The organism is Paraburkholderia phytofirmans OLGA172 (assembly GCF_001634365.1).
Classification (GTDB): domain Bacteria; phylum Pseudomonadota; class Gammaproteobacteria; order Burkholderiales; family Burkholderiaceae; genus Paraburkholderia.
The window spans coordinates 3,411,049-3,430,234 of record NZ_CP014579.1; the positions used below are offsets into that span (position 1 = coordinate 3,411,049).

Below are 19,186 nucleotides of genomic sequence, written 5' to 3' on the forward strand. Positions count from 1 at the left end.
TCTCGTCAGAACAAGCGGGCCAATGAGAGTGCCGGAAACGACTATGAGAATCATCGGCCCACTGGGGCGCCGAATGCCGCAGATTCGACGGTCCGAATGGTCGATGCCAACCCAAGCTGCCGTCACAGGGACCATGCATCGCTCTGCTGTGCGGCCTATGCGGTGCAATTGAACCGATGGCGGTGGCTGCCGGGGATGCGTAGTGAGTCAGAGAGCTACAGAGGCTACAACGCGTGGGGCCGTGCCATCTTGCAGCAAGAAGATATCCTGCAGCGGGAGCGATATGCGGCGAGCGGGACTATCACGCAAAACAACAAAGTTGTTGAAGCGTCTGGCGTGCTTGGCTATTTCGATATCGACGAGCAAGCACAGCAGGCCGGGCTCGCGTGGGCGCGAGCCTGGGTCGACAGCGACGGCTAGGCATAACAGAAGTTTGCCCAGACGAGCCGTGCTATGCGGCCATAGCGTAAGTGAGAGGACCGCCGACCTTCCGAAGACGCCGGTGATTTCGTCCTCTAAACCTCTGAACAAACCAATAACGGTTTGCAGCGCGCCGTTTGTCTCGGCGCACTCTTCCAATGAGGATTCGCGACTTGGCGTGGCGCGTCAACTGTAGTCCCGCGAAACAAATTTTCGTGCAGGTGGCTAATTAGCCGACAGTGAATGACTTCTGTGGCGCGAGCACTCGCACGGACCGGGTCGCCCGTGTCAACGCGACATACCATTCGAGCTTCGTCCGGCACGCATCCGGCGTAATAACAACGTGGTCGAATTCTAGTCCCTTCACAAGCAACGTGCTTCCGACGGACCGGTTTCGCACGATTCGACCGCGTTCGCGCCGTGTATTGGCAACTTGCCATGTCGCATCTTCAAGTGAGAGACCGGGATTCTCTACGCACAGACGTAAAGAGGCCTTAATCCCGTAAACGAGTTCAGGACGGGTGACCGTAACACCTCCTTCGTGTTCGATGCACTGTAACGCATCGACTACATGCCGGAAGGATGTATCTCGCGCCATCGCGCAAAGGGCAATCTCGGCAGGAGAAGCTGGAATTCGCTGGCGCCCCGGATTTGCCAACAGACTTTCGACGCGTTTCCTCTTGGATGCGGCAGCGGCACCAGCGAATGCCGAGCTTGCAAAATCAAGGACGGCCGCCACACGCTCGATACCTCCGGTGTTTCGCACGGAATCGTAGAAGTCCCGCTCGCATCTTCCAGATACGGGTTCGACGGTTGTGCCGCCAATGGTTTTCGCCAGCTTTGCGCGCCGTACTGCGTCGAAACTGGAATCGAGTACCGCCATCGTCTGTCCGGGCTGTTGTGAACGAACGAAACAGAACTTGCCCAAATCAGTGACCGGCTGCCCAGCCTCGCACTGCACCCACTCAACGGACTGCGGCACATTGGTTAGGTCAATCTTGCCTGCCTGAATTCCTGGTCGCGCTGACAGCAGCCACGCGCCCAGCTCTCCGTTGTCAACGGCATTCCAGCGGTGCGGAGTCGCGAGCCGCCCGGCCAGGGGAAATTCAGGAAGTGTGCGCGTGTGCCAGTCGACGACGCGGTCGGTTCGGGTGAAGCCGAATATGGCCTGCAACGGGTCGCCGAACACATAGCAGCGCATCATCCGGCTTAGTGCGCATATCAGTCGATGCTGCGACTCTGCGCAATCCTGATACTCATCAACCAGCACGCCATCGTAAGACGCGGCCAGGACGCTCTGGACCGCACCGCTCTCGACGAGGTCTGCGGCAGCACGCTGAACTGTCGACCAATCGTTTTCCTTTGCCGTCCATTGAGCTGATAGATGCGAATTCTCGGGAAATGCGCGCGCCCAACGGTAAGACCACGCTGATATCGTTTCGACATGGGCCTTTACGTCAGGCACTGAGTACTTCTTCAGTCGCTTCCGGATTGCGTCAACGCCCGCGACCGTATGCGTGAGCACGAGCCAGCGCCCCGTAAGCGTGCCAGCTACAAGGGCAATCTGTTCGGTCTTTCCCGTACCAGCAGGAGCCTCGATGGCTCCCTTTCGCGTTGCCAGCATTTTCCCGACGGCGACCTCAATCATTGGCCGTCAACCAGTTGGTGAGCAGTTGCAGATAGCCGTCGAGGCTGCCATCGCCCAGCAGGTCGGCCATAGACAGAATCTTCGAACCGATTTCGAAGCAAAGGTCGAAGTGGTTCTTAATCCACTTCGACCTGTTCGCCTGGATTCCTATCGCCTGCACGAACCCCGGGTTTGAAAGGTACGGCTTGACTTCGTCAAGGTTGTTGAATGTGATTTGAGCCAATCGCGAAAGCTCCTGCAGCAACCGGGAATGGGTAATACTTTCGGCAATCAACGAAAGCAAGTCGCCCAGCAAATCGACGGGTAATCCACAGAACAGTTCCTCTTCAGTACAGCGCGAAAGCCCCCATGCGAAATGAGGAACGCCGCCTGCTTGAAGCTCCTCGAACGTGTTCTTGTCCATCGGCCGGTCACTGTCCGTAAGCACCGCCGTGCGGTAGCCCATCCTGGCGAAGTGCAGTGCGACGGCGAACACCGCCGGGTCACCGCCGCCATCTACGAGAACGACACCGCTTGCCTGAATATTTCTACTCGTTCCCTCGGCGAAACCTTTCAGCAACCCGATTTCCGTTTGCCCCTCGCAAACCAGCACCGTCTTACCGAGCAACGCCTCCCCCTTATCGCGAACGTACCGCTTCGCATCTAGGACTGGCGTAGTAGCCGTCGCTGCTGGAGCAATTTTCACGGTGCCGTCATTGGGGTTCCGTCGACAGACAAACACTTCGTCAAAGCGTACTTCGCGCAGAACCACCGTCGAATGAGTTGTGATGAACGCCTGCCCGCTGCTGGCGACGCGCTGACGCAAATGGCTGACAAGAAGTGAAATGCGATGGGGCTCCAAGCCGTACTCGAGTTCGTCGACGAGCAGGAACTGTCTACCGGCGGATTCAGCGCTCTGCAGTGCAGCCACCGCCAGACGAGACGAACCCGTTCCCATGCAACGCATCGGCACATTTCCATCATGTAAGGCCACGCCGCTCGCATTCATCGAGAAGCTGGTGTGGTCGAGATTCGCGACCAGTCCGCTCTGGACACTAACGCCTAGCTTGGCGATGGCGGGTGCGATAGCGTTCACTAAATCGGAGAACGCCGTGGCACTACCCGTTGCAAAGCTATCGCGTGCTGAGCGTAGCAGGCCGTTGAGCGTCGCTGGTAGCTGTTCCGGGTGCGAGCCGACCCGTTGAAGAGACGACCCACGTCCCCAAGAGAGATGTCGGTCAGCGTATGCGCCGAGCCTTGCCGGAGCCATTGCCTTACGGTCCGAAAAGCTCAAACGCCGGGACTTGTCCACGATACCGTTGCGCGAAACGTAGATTGACCACGACGGCTCGAGCGTGCTATCGACGTCAAGCTGCAGGATTAGTACTGGCTTGACTTCGAGATGTTCCGCCGGTTCAGGAGTCCACTGTCCGGTCGCCGCATTCCATCCCGACAGCAACAGGCCGTAGCGGTCGTCGCGCAGGAACTCGGCGGGAAGCCCAGACAAGACTGCACTTATCGAAATCGCCTTCGAGGTGTCGGTGTCGTAGAAGTCGAGGTCATCGAAGGTCGCGTTCTGGCGCTCAGCGAACAGAAGTTCCAATGCATCAAGGATGGTTGTCTTCGCGCTGTCCCCGGGACCAATCAAGCAGTTGATGCCCCGCGCCGGTCGCCAGCAGAGACTTTCAATGCCTCGGAAATGATTTACCCACAAGTATTCGATATGCACTGGCGATATCCCCGGATGGTCGATATACGAGCGAACGCCCGATTGTCTTTCGGTTTGAATACTGCCATATGCCGGGGAACTACCGGCGAAGAACGGGCCGTGCGTCGTGCCTTTCAAGGTCAAGTTTATGCGCCATATTTGACCGGACATTGCGGGGCAAGGGCTTTTACATCGTCGTTACTTAGTAATGCCGGATTGGGCAAAAGAAGAATTTGTTTAAAGATTTCTCCGGGTTCATACGTTTTTTCGGCCACAAACGCCAAGAAGTGAATGCGTTGCCGTACGTGCGGTGCAGCTCTTCCCGGGCACTCGGGCTCGAATAGCCCGCGAATTGGCTGCCACTGACCTCTGTGTAGCCAGCAGTGCACGAGTTCTTGCGGCACCCCGTTTGGGCCGTAGGCAATTTGCCTATAGTCCCATTGGTCGCCGCCGTCCAGAAACGCCCGCATGTCGACGACGATGATGTGAATCCGTCCGTCGGGTTCCGGAAATTTCACGACTTGGTCACCGTTGAAAACCTTCTCTCCGATTTTTTGCTGGGCCAGTAATATTTCGCCTTCTTCACTCTCCTCGTTTTGTCCTGCGTTGTTTGCCATGCGCGGCGACTGTAGGAATCTTGAGATGAACGGACCTCTATCAAGCGTAGCTCGCTTGACCGCCTCGCTCGGGCGGATACTTGTAAGTTCGAACAACCAGTCCGTATTTCCGGGCACTCGGAAGTCGATGACTGTCTCCCCGACCCCTCCGCGATATTCGTATTCGGGCGTCAACCCTTGCAGATACAGACCGTGAGCGAATCTCGCCTCAAACAGTAATGGCATGTTCTCGCTCTTGAGCCCTCCGTCACGGTCAATACGTTCGGCAAGTGGCTTGGCCCATTGAACCTCGTTCAGTTCAGGCAATACCTTCTGCATCGCCTGTCCCTCGCGTTCACTCAATGTTTCACACCACATGGTCGTCTCCTTCGGGAATTCACGCGTCTAAGGGTGCAGTGACTACTGAACATGTCTTCAAAAACGAGCTGAAGAAAACGCCCGCAGAAGCGGGCGTTCGACGAGCACCCCACCCTACGACGCAACGGGGGCAGTCGGCAGCACGGCAATGACAAGGCGCTTTCCGATGGCCGGGACCTCATAGTCGGGTACAGGCGTAAAGAAGGGCTTCACGCCGGCACGCACCAGGCAATCCACGCTCTGCAATTGGGCCAGGAACTCCTCGGCATCAACGGAGTGGACCGCGCCGTCCAGCCCCTGAATGACACCGGCACGATTCTGCTGTTCCGCCCAGCGTGAGGCCGCGAGGTCTTCTGCGGCTGCGTTGACCATCTCACGGTCTCCGGCGCTGAGCTTCGACGACAACGCGAAGCTCACCGTGTCCGTCGCATCGAGCAGCCCCTGAAGAACCTCGGGCGATTGCGCATCGACCCACGCCTCCCGTGGGATGTTGCCAACCAGTACGTTGTAGTCAGTAACATCGAGGAACGTCGCTACCTTGACGAACAGTCCGATAGGCACAGGGTCCGGCAGCTCGTCTGCGTCGACCTCGAGTTTTTCAGCCAAGACGCCCCTGGACAGCTCCCTATCGGCGAGCAGGCGGTCAAGGACCTCATCGTTAAGCACCACGGATTCAGGCAGCCCGCTACCTGCCGGATAGCGAATTGCGGCGGCAGGCTTGACCATCGATTGCATGAGGCCGCGCTTTGCAAAACGCTGCGCCCGCTTGAGAAGGGATTCCGTAGCAGGATGCAAGGACGTAAGGTTCGAGACGCGCATCGGATATTCCGTTTCACGAAGGACATACACTACTGCCACCGATTCACTGCCAATGCGAATCGACGAAATGTCCGCGACAGCTTGCGCGAGCTGCGCGGGCGTCCAACGTTCGAGCAGTGCGGAATAGGCCTCAAGTTCGTGTCCAGCGGCAACGCGCAGACCGCCGCGCCACAACTCAAGCTGACCACAGTTCTTGCGACCGACGGTACCGTACTGCGCGCACGCGTATCCGACCAGGACGCCCGGGCTCCCAGCCTCCTCAACGGTGCGGCGCAACGACTCGAGAAAGGTTGGCATGCCCTCAATCCACTCCGACACGCGGCTTTCGTCGGCGAGCATCAACAGTGCAATGGCGTATCCGGGCTGCATCAATTCGCCGAACGTGCACATCACGGCTTGGGCATTGCGGGTCAGCGTAGCCGTGAAAGGCTGGCGAAGGTGCGACGCGAACGCCGATACGTTGCTCACAAAAGCGCGAGCAGCATCGTCGAACTGCGTGAACTTCGTTTCTACGCCATCGTGACCGACGGCGGCAAATTGAAGGCCGAACGCAGGCGGCTCCTTAGGGTCGTTCATGCCGCGACGCCCACGGAGCTTGGCGGCAACCTGCAAAGCCTGCATGTGCCCGAGCTTTACCCGCTGCAGTTGCAAACGTTGGCGAAGCGCTAACGGCAGTTGCGATTCATGCACATCAACGAGCGCCTCTACGATTGCACGTGCGGAATCAAGAGAGAAGTTGGAACGACCCACAAACGAGTGGAGAGTAGCGGCCTGTTCAGCCACAGAAGGGATGGCAAAGTCAGACATGAGACGTCCTCGACCAATGGAGGGCTTTCGTGGTCAGGCGGCACGCGTTACCTGAGCGCCCTCCTGGTTAAGGAGTCAACACTCAATGTGGGGGGAGGCGGTCTGGCTTTGCCTGATGCGTTGCGTGCGCGTGACGGGTGCCAACTTACCCGGGCAGGGAGTCCCTGCCTTTTTTCAGAATAAGCAAGATTTCGGTCGTTTGTCAAGCACCTCAACCGGATAGAGGAAGCGTGGGCGACCCCCTTAGACCGAGGATTACACCATCAATGAAAATTACGGCTCATTGACGGCAGCTCGCTGAGCAGATGCGACATGTCAATGAGACGTTGTGCCACGAGATGTCGCACCTCACCTTCACACTGCCATACGCCCAGCACTCCGAGTAACGACGCGCCGAGAACCTCCTTGCGCTGCTGCTCCATCACTTTGGGCCAAATGATGACGTTGACATTTCCGGTTTCGTCTTCAATTGTGATGAAGATGACACCCTTCGCTGTCTCCGGACGTTGACGCACCGTGACGATGCCGCATCCGCGCGCCAACCGGCCGTTCCGATAAGTCTGCAGCGTTGAGGCCGGCATCAGTTTGTTGGCTAGCAATTGTGGCCGCAACAGTTCCAGCGGGTGCCGTCCCAGTGTCAGCCCCATCGACCGATAGTCCTCAACGATGTCGTCCGCTTCGGAGGGCGCACCCAGCTCCGGTGTTTCGTCTTCAATTTTCGCGACCGAGAGCATGTCTTTGTCCGGCACGGCTGCGACCGACTGCCACAGCGCTTCGCGCCGATTGCCTGCAAGCGATGACAATGCGTTCGCTGCGGCAAGCACCTGCAGGTCGTGACGGTCCAGCTGCGCCCGCCGCGCGAGGTCGGAGACGGTCATGAACTGACGCACGGCTCGTGCGTTCTCGATACGTTCTGCGGCCCCATCGCGCATACCTCGGAGCAACGATAATCCGAGCCTGACGGAAGGTTTCCGCACGCCGTCGATTGGCTCGAGCGACGAGTCCCAGCCACTGATAGTTACGTCTACCGGCAGCACCATCACGCCGTGGCGCTTTGCGTCCTGCACCAACTGTGAAGGCGAGTAGAAACCCATCGGCTGGCTATTCAGCATTGCCGCCAGAAACGCTTCGGGCTCGTGACGCTTGAGCCAACTGCTCGCGTACACGAGCAGTGCAAAGCTAGCCGCATGACTCTCCGGAAACCCGTACTCGCCGAAGCCCAGTATCTGCTGGAAGATACCGTCCGCAAACGACTTGTCGTAGCCGCGCTCAAGCATGCCGTTGACGATGCGGTCGTAGTACCTCTGGAGCCCACCTTTCCTTTTCCATGCCGCCATTGCGCGACGTAGCTGGTCGGCCTCTCCGGCGGTAAAGCCCGCCGCCAAAATGGCAACTTGCATTACCTGTTCCTGGAAAATCGGCACGCCTAGCGTGCGGCCCAATGCAGTCTCAAGCGCCTCGCTCGGATAGGTCACGGGTTCAAATCCCTGACGGCGCTGCAGATACGGGTGGACGGCGCCACCTTGAATTGGTCCCGGGCGGACGATGGCAACTTCGATGACGAGGTCATAGAAGGTCTTCGGCCGCAGTCTCGGCAGCATCGACATCTGCGCGCGCGATTCAATCTGAAAAACGCCGACCGTGTCTGCCGCCGAAATCATCTCGTATGTCTGTGGGTCTTCGGGCGGTATGTCCTGCATCTCGAATCGCTCGCCCCGCTGCTCTGACACGATGTCCAACGCCCGGCGGATAGCCGACAGCATGCCGAGCGCAAGCACATCGATTTTCAGAAGCCCTAATGCCTCAAGGTCGTCCTTATCCCATTCGATGACTGACCTGTCCACCATGGCAGCGTTCTCGACCGGCACCAGTCTCGTCAGCTTCCCTCGACTGATAACAAAGCCGCCCGAGTGCTGCGACAGGTGACGTGGAAAGTTGAGCAGCTGCGAGGCGAGTCTGGCCCACGCCTGAATGAGTGGAGTTTCAGGATTGAGGCCCGACTCCGCGAAACGCTTCAAAAGGTCCTGACTGTTATCGAACCAGTGATGCGACTTCGCTACCGCGTCAACTATCTGAGGGTCCACGCCCAACGCCTTGCCGGTTTCACGGAGTGCACCGCGTGGACGATAGGTTGACACGGCGGCGGCGATAGCAGCTCGGTCACGCCCGTACTTCCGATAGATGTACTGGATGACTTCTTCGCGACGCTGATGCTCAAAGTCAACATCGATGTCAGGTGGTTCTCCACGCTCCTTGCTGATGAAGCGTTCGAACAACATGTTCCCTCGCGCCGGGTCCACCTCGGTGATGCCCAGGCAGTAGCAGACTGCTGAATTTGCGGCCGAGCCACGCCCCTGACAGAGGATATGCTGGCTACGTGCGAAGCGCACGATGTCGTAGACGGTGAGAAAGTACGGCTCGTATTGAAGCTCTGCTATAAGCTCAAGCTCGTGCTCAATCTGCCCTTGTACGTTGTGCGGTATACCTGATGGAAAGCGTCGCTGTGCGCCGACGTACGTTTCCTGCCGAAGGTAGGCCGCTGGCGTGAAGCCGATGGGAACCAGTTCGTCCGGATACTCATAGCGCAGCTCATCGAGCGAAAACGTGCACCGGCTCGCGATATCCACCGTCGCCGCGAGCGCCTCGCCCGGATAAAGGTTCGCGAGGCGCAATCTGGAGCGCAGATGCTGTTCGGCATTGGGCGCCAGGTCGTAGCCACACTCATGGACTGGCCTGCCCACGCGAATGGCTGTCATTGTGTCTTGCAACGGCTTTCGTGAACGCACATGCATGACGACGTGGCCTAGCGCGACAACCGGCACATCCTGATTGCGAGCGACGAATTCGACCGCTCCCCGATGGATGTCGTCCATTGCGCGCTGATGCAGCACAAGACCGACCCAGGCCCGTCCCGTGAACGTATCATCGAGCCACTCGACCTGCGCGGCAAGGGCGTCTTCTTTCGCAGGAAAGTCCGGAACGAGAATCGCGAGGCAGTCTGGCATGCCACGCAGGTGCCGGTTTTCCGTGTCGGGCCGCGAGATGTCCTGGGGCGTGAGCCGGTATTCGCCCTTCGGCGCGCGCGTCCGAGCGAGCGTAATCAGCTCGGATAGATTACCGTATCCCTCGCGGTTTTTCGCGAGCAGAATCAGAGCGAATGCCGGTGAGCCGTCGGCGTTCACAAGGCGGAAATACGAACCGACGATAAAGGGCAGCTTCGCTTCCTTTGCAGCAACGTGCGCTCGAACAACTCCGGCTAGCGAGCATTCGTCGGTCACTGCGAGCGCAGAGTATCCTAGCTGCGCGGCTCTCCCGGACAGCTCCTCCGCATGCGATGCTCCATGCAGGAATGTGAAATTCGAAAAGCAGAATAGCTCGGCATACGCCGGCAAGATGTTGAAGGTTGTGTCCATGGGCACTTCATCCGAAGAGACCATGTAAAAACCAACGCTGTTCTTCCTCAGCGTCGCGGCTGCTTACGCGTTCACGATATATCCAATAGAAGCTTGTGTCTTCCGCTTGAGCAACGTAATAATCGCGCGTTACAAGTTCGCCATCGAACCAGCCAGCTTCAATGCGCTCACCGGGCGATACCATGCGTAATGGCGAGCCGTAGAACGGCCTGTGCTGACGCATCAGGAGGCGCACCGGGTTATCCAGCATCCAGGTCGGCCTCGGAAGGCCCTCAGGAAGCTCTTCCTGTTTCGCCTTGTGCGCCACTGGAACCCAGCGGTTTGCAACCTCAGGTCGGTGGTCGGCTGTCGGTGCGGGCCGAAGGACGTTCTCTTCGCCAAGTCGTGCGACGAGTAGCTCCAGCAGCCGTGCATGGTCTTCTTTGGAGCCGCCCGGCTCTGGAAACAGTGTGTCGGAGGCCAGCGCTGCGGATTCAACCCTGGATGCATCAAGCCGCAATGCGATAACGGGCGCAGTCAGCTCGATACGATGAAGCCGCTCTTTCAACAGCCGGACCAGGTGTTCCTCCCGCCACGTCGGCTCACCTAGCGCAATGTCAATTGTCGTCGGCCCGATGGCGTCGCGCCCGCGTTCGTGTTCCAGCTGGAGATTTATCGCTGTGACTGCCAGTTGCTTCGCGCAAAGCCATCCGCACAGTTGCACAATCAGTCGATGCGCGCCAAAAACGGCGCCGTCGGCATGCTCAAGCCGGTCAGGCATCTCAATGCGTGCAGAAAAGGTCGGCGGCAACTCAAGCCAGTCGAAAAGTTCCGGGGCTGTCCCGAACGCACGGTCAAGTGAATCGAGCAGGTGTTCCCCGCAACGACGCTGCAGGCCTGCGCGGGGCAAACGGCGTACGTCAGCGATGGATTCGCAGCCGAGACCGAAGAACCAATCGGCGAATGGGCGAACTTCAGGAACAGAAATCATGGGGAGTTGAGACAGCCGCTGCTCGAGTGAAGCCAGCTTCAGCACCCTACGGTTCCCAAACTTCGCCAGTAGCCATGCGCCTTGTCCGGTGGGCGCAGCGCTGATGCGCGCGCTGAGGCCCAATGTCACGAGTACTGCCTTGGCTTCGCGGCAGAGCGCACGCAGGCCGCCGAAAAGCCGCAGACTCGCGCCAACTTCGACCACGACCACCGCTTCGTCAAGCAACGCGACTTCGGGCGAGAACCGCATCAGGGAGATGCCGACCTCCCGCTGTGCCGCAGCTTCCCGACCTACATCGCGCTCATGCATCTCCGTCTCGGGCGACAGAGTGAGCACTCCACCACGCTTCATGCCGAGGCGGACGCCAGCCGCGCGCGCCGCAAGGTCGGCAATGACAACTTTGTCCTTCTCAAGCACAGCACTGCCCTGAGCCGGCTCAGGCGACCAACGCGGTCGGAATACTTCGAGCGGCAACTTCGGCAAGTGAACGGCGAGGAAGACGCGCATGTCGGGAAAGCAGAACAGGAGTTGGTTGAAGAGGAATTGACAAAGGCTCTGCGCGAGAGGGGCCTCGTCGTTTCACGATATCGACGGTCAAGCCGTCGGATGACGGTCGTAACGCCAACCGCAAAAGTGCCGGTGAAGAATCCTGCGCTGCAGCCAGCGGCCTCACCATGATGAACAGCGTCTCGGATGATTGCGCGGCAAGGTGCAAACGTCGAAGCGATGACGCTTGCGCATACTGCGTCCAGAAAACCAACGCACTACAACTTCCCGCCCGCAGAATCTGTTCAGCAGACCAGAGTGCGTCGGCCGTTGTCTTCGCGTTCACGCGTAGAACCTGGTCAATGGAGAGGCCGATGTAGCTCAGCCCAAGACCGTCCGGCGTATGCGGCGGCTGCACGAAGGCCACCGGCCGGTTGCCCGCCGCACTCAACGCGGGACGCAGAAGCCTAAGCTCGCCCATGCCGGCTTGTTGCACCAAAAGGTCTATCAGCGCCCCGACCGGCCAACCACCACCCGGCAGCTCGGCTGAAAGCGCCGGGTAGCCGGTATCAACAACCCGCCCACGGCCGCGCGCAAGCTGCGACGCCCGCCACAAGGACGGGTGTATCTCTTCGGCAGTAACGCTAGCGGTAGACATGTGGCATCGAAAAACCTGTATATTTATACAGTATCGTACACGCAATTTTGCGACAGTGAACTGTCACTTTTAATCGGAGGCTGAACTATGGATGCACGCGTTCGCAAGGTCGGCCATCCGATGCCCGAGACAGCGGCCTTCGTCGCAAAATTTCGCTCGGTGTTCGGCGACGAGGTGATTGACGATGCGGTCAGGCGCGGGAAAGCCGGAGAGCCGGTCTTCTACGCGTGCGAAAATGGCCGCACCGTCGGGACAGCGGCGCCTTCGGGCGACAGCGTCTGGCAGGTCGATGATTCGATTCACGACCGACATTATTGCGACGGTTGTGAGGGCGAATGTGTCGGTCAGGGAGTCTGCTGCAGTGACTGGCTGAAGCGAAGAAATCAGGAGAAGGACCGATGAGACTTGTTGGATGTGCCTTGTTGCTACTCGGCTTCACGTCGTCTGCGTTTGCGACTGGTGAGTACAAGGAAATCTGGTACCCACCAGAGGTAGGTGGCGCGCCGCTTCATCCTGCGACAGCGCATAAGCCAGCAAAACACAAGCATGCCATGCCGCGTATCGTGAAGGCGCGGACGCATCGTGCACCGATGTCTGCCTCTGCGCCGACGCTTGCGATGAAGCGACACACCGCGCCGACGGGCGTAACCGCGAAAACGCCAGAGCCGGACCTGTCTGACATCCCCCGGCAGATAACGCCAGAAGGAAATGTGCTTCGCGTTGATTCTCGCAATGCAACTGCTGAGGTCACCCGTTGATGGAGTTAGAGAGCTACAGAGGCTACAACGCTTGGGGCCATGCCATCTTGCAGCAGGAAGACATTCTCCAACCAGGGCGCTATGCGGCAAGCGGGACCATTACGCAAAACAACAAACTTGTTGAAGCGTCTGGCGTGCTTGGCTATTTCGATACCGAGGAAGAAGCACAACAGGCCGGGCTCAGTTGGGCACGAGCGTGGCTGGACAGCCACGGTTAGGCATTGCAGGTCGTTTGCTCGGATGGGCATTCCTATGCGGCCAGCCTGTGCTCATAGTATGGCCGGTCTCGGTCATCCAGGATTGCGTACTGTGTCGCCAGGTCAGCCGCGTTCGGATTGAGCCAGACGTCGATGTTTTCCGGCTTGATTGGAATGATGCATCGGTCGTGGCCTGCCGCAGCCACTTCCGGCGGTGGCTCGTCGGTGATTGCTGCGAAAGACAAGAGGTCGGGCTCGCCCGGCGCAGACCAGCGTGACCAAAGACACGCGACAAGCATGTCATGGGCCGGGTTGGGCTTGAATTCAAGGACGACATTTTCGTCTTGCTCCCCCTCTGAGAGGTTTCGCCCCTCCGTCTTCGCTCGGCTAACATTTTCGTAGAATGCGCTGACGACAAGAATGCCGTGCGTATAGCCGAAAAGCGGTTTCCAGAATCCTTCGAGGTTGTCCCTGCGCGCGTTGTAGGTGCCAGCGTATTTGACGTCGTATGACGGAGGTTTGCCGGCAATGCGGCACTGATATCTCATGGGCCTGATAACGCGCTGACCATTCTCCACCACCAGAACTGGCGCGTAGTGCCCAGGGAAAATGCGCGAGTCGCGCGCCCTTGGTTCGGTCCGCTGGATGTCGTCCAGCTTGCCGCGTGTCCAAGCAATTTTGTCTGTCGCGATTCGCTGGCTCTCGGTTGCCGCCTTCGTCACTTTTGTCTGAAGTGACCGCTCTGCGTCCGCAAGACGGGCACGTTGCTTGAAGAGGTCCTGTTCGAGCTTCGTCACCTGCTCGGCCTTGAACTGGTCGATGAGCGCTTTGACTTCTCGCTCGGCGTCTGACTGCGGGTCCGCGAACGAGTCTTCAATTCCTTTTGGTATCTTTGCTTTACTGCCCTCGGCTCGCTCGAAAAACAATCGAGCAAACTCCGCGATGCTCATCTGCGCGCCGAACATCTTCACGTACTTCCGATAGTCAGAAAGGATTTGAGCCGAGTAGCACATAGGAGTCTCCCGTTTGTACCTCATCCGTAGCATGCCACAGCCTGTGGCGTGCCGCCCTCCAAGGACGTTCCCGTGAACACACGTACGTGCGAGCAGCACTGACTTGCCGCAGACGCTGGTGTTTTCGTCCTTTAAGCGCATTGGTTGAAGGCTATGTAACAACACAACCCGTTTAAGTTGAACTCGACAGCGTGAGATATACAGACACTTTCCGTGTGATGAGCTGTTCGGTCAGACGTCTTGACGAGACAGTGGCAACCAAATAATAGTCGTGCGAAGCTCTATTTGGAAATCGTAGATTTCCTGTAAATCGACCGTAGAAAGTCTATGCCATCTCGGACCCGTGAGTGTGGCGCTCGGACGTCCTGGGCCGAAGCAGTGAATGTCGTACGACAGAAAATCTCTCGTCTGCTAGTTGCTTCCGATGACGCCAAAAGGTACGCCATACGTTTCCAGTAGGTAGTTCTCTGCGACACTGAGCAGGGCCAGTTGAGCAGCGCTGGCTCGAGCCTTGGACAGTCCAGGTTGAACGATGAAAATACGAAGCTTCAGGTCGGCGGTGCGGCTAGCGTCCTTCATCGCGATAAGAGTTTCCTGCGTGCCATGCTGATACCGCGTCGCATGCTTTCCGTCTTTGGTCTTCGGTTCGCGCCTTAACCAATGAAGGAACAGGTCGGTGCGTCGGAGCTGACTGAACCGCCCCGAGAATCGTGGAGGCTGGTTGGTTTAAGTTGATGCCGGCACAGCGATGGTATTGCTGAATTGCCGGTAGTAGTTTGCCTCAGCTTCAGCGGGCGGGATATAGCCGAGAGGTTCCATCAGCCGATGATGGTTGAACCAGGCTACCCATTCCAGCGTCGCCAATTCGACGGACTCACGCGTTTTCCACGGCGCACGACGATGAATCATTTCTGCCTTGTACAGCCCGTTGATCGTTTCAGCCAGCGCGTTATCGTAGCTGTCGCCCCTGCTGCCAACCGACGGCTCGATGCCTGCTTCGGTCAGCCGTTCGCTGTAGCGAATGCTGACGTATTGCGAACCTCTATCGGAGTGATGGATCAGTGTTCCGTCATTGTCCGGCCGTCGAGCGTACAGCGCCTGTTCAAGTGCATCCAGAACGAAGTCCGTGGTCATCGACGAGCTGACGCGCCAGCCGACAATGCGCCGAGCAAATACGTCGATCACAAATGCGACATAAAGCCAGCCCTGCCACGTCGAGACGTACGTGAAATCCGAAACCCAGAGCTGGTTCGGCCGGTCAGCCTTGAACTGACGGTTGACCCGGTCGAGCGGGCGTGGAGCCGATACGTCGGGGATCGTCGTGCGAACTCGCTTTCCACGCCTCACACCGCGCAAACCCTGTTGCTTCATCAGCCGCTCGACGGTGCAACGTGCCACCGCGATACCCTCCCGGTTCAACTGCTTCCAGACTTTGTCTGCGCCGTAGACCTGCATGTTGGCCTGCCAGACTCGCTTGATTTCCGGACTCAGAAACTCATCGCGTTTCGCTCGGGCACAGCGCCGCGACGGATCGCGAAGCTGTGCGGCATGACGCCGATAGCCAGACGGGGCAATCCGCAAGACCTTGCAGATCGACTCGACCCCGAAGGTGTCGCGATGCTGATCGATAAAGGCCTTCAGGACTTCAGGCGGCGGTCGAGTTCCGCCTGGGCGAAAAATGCGCTCGCCAGCTTCAGGATCTCATTGGCACGGCGCAGTTCCTTAACCTCACGCTCCAGTGCCTTGAGGCGCTCACGTTCCGACGTCGTGACGCCCTCACGCTCACCCCTATCAACTTCTTCTCGCTTGACCCATCCCAGCAGCGTCTGGCTCGTACAGCCGATCTTGGGGGCGATGGATTCGATCGCTGCCCACTGCGAGGGATACTCGCCCCGATGCTCTTGCACCATGCGCACAGCACGCTCGCGGACTTCAGCAGAAAATTTGTTCGACTTGTTCATAGCTCCATTTTCTCAAAAATTGGAGCCTCCACCAAATCCGGGGCGGTTCAGACCGTGGAGCCATGCTATGCTCTTCTGCGCCTGTCCGCATACAACATATAAGTCGTCTACTCGTGCGCCGGGTTCACCCCCAGCATACTTGCAGTGGTAAAAATCGACTTCAATGACAGGCCGACCATCTTCTTCCTTGTGAATCGCTGTAACGACATCAGCAGATTCCCCCGCGCCGTCGTCATCAAAAATAATGTGATAAGTCCCGTCCGCGCGCAATTTCTCGATGACGCGAAACTGAATTGAATCCTGCGCGCCCGTTACACCTTGGGCTTCTTTTCGAATGTCGATTCCCGTCCAGTCCCACGATTGAATCCTGTTTCGGTCGAACGTTTCGAAAGTCGCCCGCAGCTTAACCAATTGGTTTCCCTCAAGACAGGAGCCGTCGGCGAACCAAAACACGGGGGGATTTTCTTCGAAGAAATCGAGCATCTCGAGCTCAGTATTGCTTCGCCTCATAGTGCTCGTGCCGTTCACCTGAACAAAGCGGTAGTCCGCAATCTTGGAGTCGTCGCTGGGCAGCGCTAGCTGGAACACCGCATCCGCTGAGTCGTTGAATATCCGAAAGAACAGCGGGCCGTCCTCCGTGGGCGAGACAAGGTCGATGCCGACGCGGCAAAATTCGGTCTCGGCGGTACTGCTACCGAAACTGACTGCTAGCGCCGATTCGCGTTGAGTGTAGATGGCCTCTGGCCAGTCAATCGCAACTGGCATAACCCTTGGCCGCGAGTCGGCGATTTCTGGAACGAGCGTTCCCTTGAGCACCGCCTCCGGGTCGATAGTTTCGTCGATGACCTTCGTTCCGACGTGCTTGCACCAACGCACAAACGCATCGATGCGGAGACGCTGAAATGACCATACTCGTCCCCGCTTCGCTGCACCAATAGTTGCGGTCGCGCCATTCTCATAGCCCATTCCGGAAATGACAGCCTTACGGGCGTTGTGTTTAGCCGCATCCGGAAGCCGGCTCGCGACGTCCGCACCCATGCGCCCGATAAAACGGACCTGACGACCGAACTGCTCATTTAGGCCGAGGTTCGTCAGGAGCAAACGCGTGACGCCATGGAAACAACGATAGAGCAAAGGGTCTGTTAGCAGTTCCACGTCCTCGCCGCAAAGCGCCTTCGCAAGCGACTTGTACTCACCGTTCTTTCCCGAGCCGTGAATGAACAAAAGCGACCTCTCCGCATCCCAAACCGCCACAAGCAGTTCCCAAACCCAATCGTGTATCGACTCGATGTCCGTCCATGACAACGGTCGTGGGCTTCCGCTCACGACCACTAGCACCCGCTCCTGCTGATTGATGGAGTGGTAAACCTCGTGGGACGACTTCACTGCAAAAAGTCCCTTCCTGAAGTTTTCCGGTTCCCACACCGAACATCGCGTTCGATAGATAACCATGCTTGCGGCCACCTTCAGTTCGCGCAAGGGAAATTCGGGAGGGAAGTCACCGAATCCCGCAAGGAACTCCTGCGACGCAACCTCGCCCGCTATAGCGGTCTCGCTGAGTTGCGGAAGCAAATCGTTCCAGTCAGGGTCTTGGGTATAGAGCTTCCTGAGTTCAGACTGGACTTCAACGTTCGCAGTATTCGCAATGAACGTCGCGTCACCGACGTCGCTGCGCGCGCGGGTAAATCTGCCAGCAAGCTGTAGCGTTACAGACAGACTCTTTCGAATATCGTGAAATGCGGCTATTTTGAGTTCTGGCATATCAAAACCCTCGCCGAGCATATCAACGCAGACGACTATTCTCGATTCGCCGGACCGAAGCCTTTCCAACGACTGGCGTCGCTCTTGAGCACCGAGTTTGCTGTGCAGCAGGACGGGATGATAGCGACCCATGCTCTCGTAAAGACCGTGTACGGCCACTGCGCGTTCAATCGACGCGACCCGTGCCATTGCAACATGTCGACCGGTTTCGTCAGCCTCAAGCGCGGCTACGGCTTTTTCCGCAATAGCTTTGTCTGCCTTCGCCGCGTCAAATTCGAACACTGTGGCGAATCGGATTGGCCGGAAATATCCCTCGGCCTGTGCCTTCCTCAGAGGGTAGGCGTAAATAATTTTGCCATCGATAAGTTGGTCGTCCTCCCGGAATGGCGTCGCAGTGAACTGCAGTATGTGACGACTGGCGAAACTTAGTTTGAAGGTTTTCCACGTTGGCGCCTCTGCGTGATGAGCTTCATCGACGAAAAGGTGGCTGCAGAGGGTCGCCATCCGTTGCTGAAGTTCTGGCGCGCATAGACCCGCAATCTGACTGGTCGTCACGATAATGTTGCAGGCGTCGAAGAATTCTTGCACGGCTTCGACTGTCTTTGGTTTGTGCTCGAGGACCCCAACGACAGGATAGTGGGCGCTTGCGGAAAGAACTCGGCATTGGGGCGACTTGAACACGCCCAATGTGAGGAACTTCGCTGCGATTTGGGTGCGCAACGCATCCGTTGGAACGACGACCAGCAACCTGTCGCATGGAGTTGACACCAAGGCAGCAAGCATTGTTTCAGTCTTGCCAGTCCCCGTAGGCATTACCACGGAGGCGACTCCGCTGCTAACCGACCAGTGAGCATGGATGGCATGTAACGCGCCTTCCTGCGGTAGCCGAAGGCCAATCACGTCATTAGCAGGGTCCTCACCGATGTATGAAAATGCATTGCGCCAAGAAGCTATCGCATTCGTGACGCGCTCCCTACCCCGTGCGTGGCCTAAACGCTCAAATGCGGGGTGCTGAATCCAGGTTCCGGCACGGGCGTCCATTGTTCCGTTCGACGTCTCGGGCGAAGCAAGCTTGATGAGTGCTGCCTCCTGCACCCCAGGTCTAACGCGTGGCTCCTTGTTCAGGACCAAGAGCGGCAAGCCACCGTCGGTCGGAGTCACTTCCCAGCCAGTCGCCCCGTCAGTCGTATATCGAACGACCGTGGCGTCGATTTCACGCTCAGGTTCAAGTAGTTGACGTATCGCATTCTTGTCTTTGTACTCTCTTACTGCATAGATGCTTGGAAGACGCACTCTCATTTGCAGCTCGCCGTTCTAGTTGTATCGGTCCAGTATGCCCAAAATAACGTAACTACGGATGACCGGCTCATTTTTTCACTCGACTCACGTTGCCGCAAATCAGCTGATATCTGTCGCACCGCACGGATTATCGAGATACTTATTCAACACTGAATCTTTGCGCTATCAAACCAGTAAATATCATTGTCCAGAAAAACCTACGGCCATTTAGCAAAAAATTCATGCTCGCGGAATGCGGGCCGCCCAGTAGGTGGGACATATCAGCGAGTCTCCGGGCTGCGAGATGGCGGACTCCCCTTGGCACTGCCAGACTCC

Annotated in this window: 14 protein-coding genes and 1 other annotated feature; of the genes, 3 read left to right on the forward strand and 11 right to left on the reverse strand. The window is 58.0% G+C overall.

Annotated elements, in window-relative coordinates:
• Positions 1-195: 195 nt before the first annotated feature.
• Complete coding sequence (locus AYM40_RS35125; protein ID WP_063500908.1) at positions 196-420, forward strand: hypothetical protein; 225 nt, start codon at positions 196-198, stop codon at positions 418-420.
• Between the two features lie 229 nt (positions 421-649).
• On the opposite strand, the gene AYM40_RS35130 is transcribed toward AYM40_RS35125, so the two are convergent.
• The 7 genes from AYM40_RS35130 to imuA all read right to left on the reverse strand — a co-directional run bounded on the left by AYM40_RS35130 (position 650) and on the right by imuA (position 11,882).
• Positions 650-2,068 (reverse strand): UvrD-helicase domain-containing protein, encoded by a 1,419-nt coding sequence (locus AYM40_RS35130; RefSeq protein ID WP_063500509.1) that lies wholly within the window; start codon positions 2,066-2,068, stop codon positions 650-652.
• Positions 2,061-3,899 carry an ATP-dependent nuclease gene (locus AYM40_RS35135; RefSeq protein WP_063500510.1) on the reverse strand — a complete coding sequence of 613 codons (1,839 nt, stop codon included), beginning with the start codon at positions 3,897-3,899 and terminating at the stop codon, positions 2,061-2,063. The genes AYM40_RS35130 and AYM40_RS35135 overlap by 8 nt, the downstream gene beginning before the upstream one ends.
• Before the next feature lie 2 nt (positions 3,900-3,901).
• Positions 3,902-4,729 carry a hypothetical protein gene (locus AYM40_RS35140; protein WP_063500511.1) on the reverse strand — a complete coding sequence of 276 codons (828 nt, stop codon included), beginning with the start codon at positions 4,727-4,729 and terminating at the stop codon, positions 3,902-3,904.
• Between the two features lie 114 nt (positions 4,730-4,843).
• Complete coding sequence (locus AYM40_RS35145; protein ID WP_063500512.1) at positions 4,844-6,355, reverse strand: hypothetical protein; 1,512 nt, start codon at positions 6,353-6,355, stop codon at positions 4,844-4,846.
• Positions 6,356-6,618: 263 nt separating this feature from the next.
• A complete protein-coding gene (locus tag AYM40_RS35150) occupies positions 6,619-9,768 on the reverse strand; it encodes an error-prone DNA polymerase (RefSeq protein WP_063500513.1) in 3,150 nt (1,049 codons plus the stop codon).
• Positions 9,769-9,775: 7 nt separating this feature from the next.
• Positions 9,776-11,245 carry a Y-family DNA polymerase gene (locus tag AYM40_RS35155; RefSeq protein WP_148662400.1) on the reverse strand — a complete coding sequence of 490 codons (1,470 nt, stop codon included), beginning with the start codon at positions 11,243-11,245 and terminating at the stop codon, positions 9,776-9,778.
• The gene (imuA, locus tag AYM40_RS39625) at positions 11,175-11,882 is read right to left on the reverse strand and encodes a translesion DNA synthesis-associated protein ImuA (protein ID WP_082855473.1); all 708 of its coding nucleotides are present in this window, start codon (positions 11,880-11,882) and stop codon (positions 11,175-11,177) included. Before imuA ends, AYM40_RS35155 begins: the two co-directional genes overlap by 71 nt.
• 87 nt (positions 11,883-11,969) lie before the next feature.
• On the opposite strand from imuA, the gene AYM40_RS35160 reads away from it, so the two are divergent.
• A complete protein-coding gene (locus AYM40_RS35160) occupies positions 11,970-12,284 on the forward strand; it encodes a hypothetical protein (RefSeq protein WP_063500514.1) in 315 nt (104 codons plus the stop codon).
• A gap of 355 nt (positions 12,285-12,639) precedes the next feature.
• Positions 12,640-12,858 carry a hypothetical protein gene (locus AYM40_RS35165; RefSeq protein WP_063500515.1) on the forward strand — a complete coding sequence of 73 codons (219 nt, stop codon included), beginning with the start codon at positions 12,640-12,642 and terminating at the stop codon, positions 12,856-12,858.
• 32 nt (positions 12,859-12,890) lie between these two features.
• Here AYM40_RS35165 and AYM40_RS35170 read toward each other — a convergent pair whose 3' ends face one another.
• From AYM40_RS35170 to AYM40_RS35185, 4 genes are all read right to left on the reverse strand, one after another.
• Positions 12,891-13,850 (reverse strand): SOS response-associated peptidase family protein, encoded by a 960-nt coding sequence (locus AYM40_RS35170; RefSeq protein ID WP_063500910.1) that lies wholly within the window; start codon positions 13,848-13,850, stop codon positions 12,891-12,893.
• A 411-nt stretch (positions 13,851-14,261) separates the two neighbouring features.
• Positions 14,262-14,429 carry a hypothetical protein gene (locus AYM40_RS41675; protein WP_158515382.1) on the reverse strand — a complete coding sequence of 56 codons (168 nt, stop codon included), beginning with the start codon at positions 14,427-14,429 and terminating at the stop codon, positions 14,262-14,264.
• 147 nt (positions 14,430-14,576) lie between these two features.
• Positions 14,577-15,811, reverse strand: a protein-coding gene (locus AYM40_RS35175) for an IS3 family transposase (protein WP_420488449.1) whose coding sequence is annotated in 2 segments (ribosomal slippage) — positions 14,577-15,523 and positions 15,523-15,811 — 1,236 coding nt in all. Because the reading frame shifts where the segments join, the coding sequence is not laid out codon by codon here.
• Positions 15,417-15,533: a sequence feature (AL1L pseudoknot), on the reverse strand. (Overlaps the previous gene by 117 nt.)
• 12 nt (positions 15,812-15,823) lie before the next feature.
• On the reverse strand, positions 15,824-18,871 hold the full coding sequence (locus tag AYM40_RS35185; RefSeq protein WP_063500516.1) for a DEAD/DEAH box helicase: 3,048 nt from the start codon (positions 18,869-18,871) through the stop codon (positions 15,824-15,826).
• Between the last annotated feature and the right edge of the window lie 315 nt (positions 18,872-19,186).

Bases quoted from the DNA above. Each gene is read 5' to 3' on its own strand.
- AYM40_RS35155 (WP_148662400.1), bottom strand. From the start codon at position 11,245: ATGCGCGTCTTCCTCGCCGTTCACTTGCCGAAGTTGCCGCTCGAAGTA.
- imuA (WP_082855473.1), bottom strand. From the start codon at position 11,882: ATGTCTACCGCTAGCGTTACTGCCGAAGAGATACACCCGTCCTTGTGG.
- AYM40_RS41675 (WP_158515382.1), bottom strand. From the start codon at position 14,429: ATGAAGGACGCTAGCCGCACCGCCGACCTGAAGCTTCGTATTTTCATC.
- AYM40_RS35185 (WP_063500516.1), bottom strand. From the start codon at position 18,871: ATGAGAGTGCGTCTTCCAAGCATCTATGCAGTAAGAGAGTACAAAGAC.
- AYM40_RS35125 (WP_063500908.1), top strand. From the start codon at position 196: ATGCGTAGTGAGTCAGAGAGCTACAGAGGCTACAACGCGTGGGGCCGT.
- AYM40_RS35130 (WP_063500509.1), bottom strand. From the start codon at position 2,068: ATGATTGAGGTCGCCGTCGGGAAAATGCTGGCAACGCGAAAGGGAGCC.
- AYM40_RS35170 (WP_063500910.1), bottom strand. From the start codon at position 13,850: ATGTGCTACTCGGCTCAAATCCTTTCTGACTATCGGAAGTACGTGAAG.
- AYM40_RS35160 (WP_063500514.1), top strand. From the start codon at position 11,970: ATGGATGCACGCGTTCGCAAGGTCGGCCATCCGATGCCCGAGACAGCG.
- AYM40_RS35145 (WP_063500512.1), bottom strand. From the start codon at position 6,355: ATGTCTGACTTTGCCATCCCTTCTGTGGCTGAACAGGCCGCTACTCTC.
- AYM40_RS35150 (WP_063500513.1), bottom strand. From the start codon at position 9,768: ATGGACACAACCTTCAACATCTTGCCGGCGTATGCCGAGCTATTCTGC.
- AYM40_RS35165 (WP_063500515.1), top strand. From the start codon at position 12,640: ATGGAGTTAGAGAGCTACAGAGGCTACAACGCTTGGGGCCATGCCATC.
- AYM40_RS35140 (WP_063500511.1), bottom strand. From the start codon at position 4,729: ATGTGGTGTGAAACATTGAGTGAACGCGAGGGACAGGCGATGCAGAAG.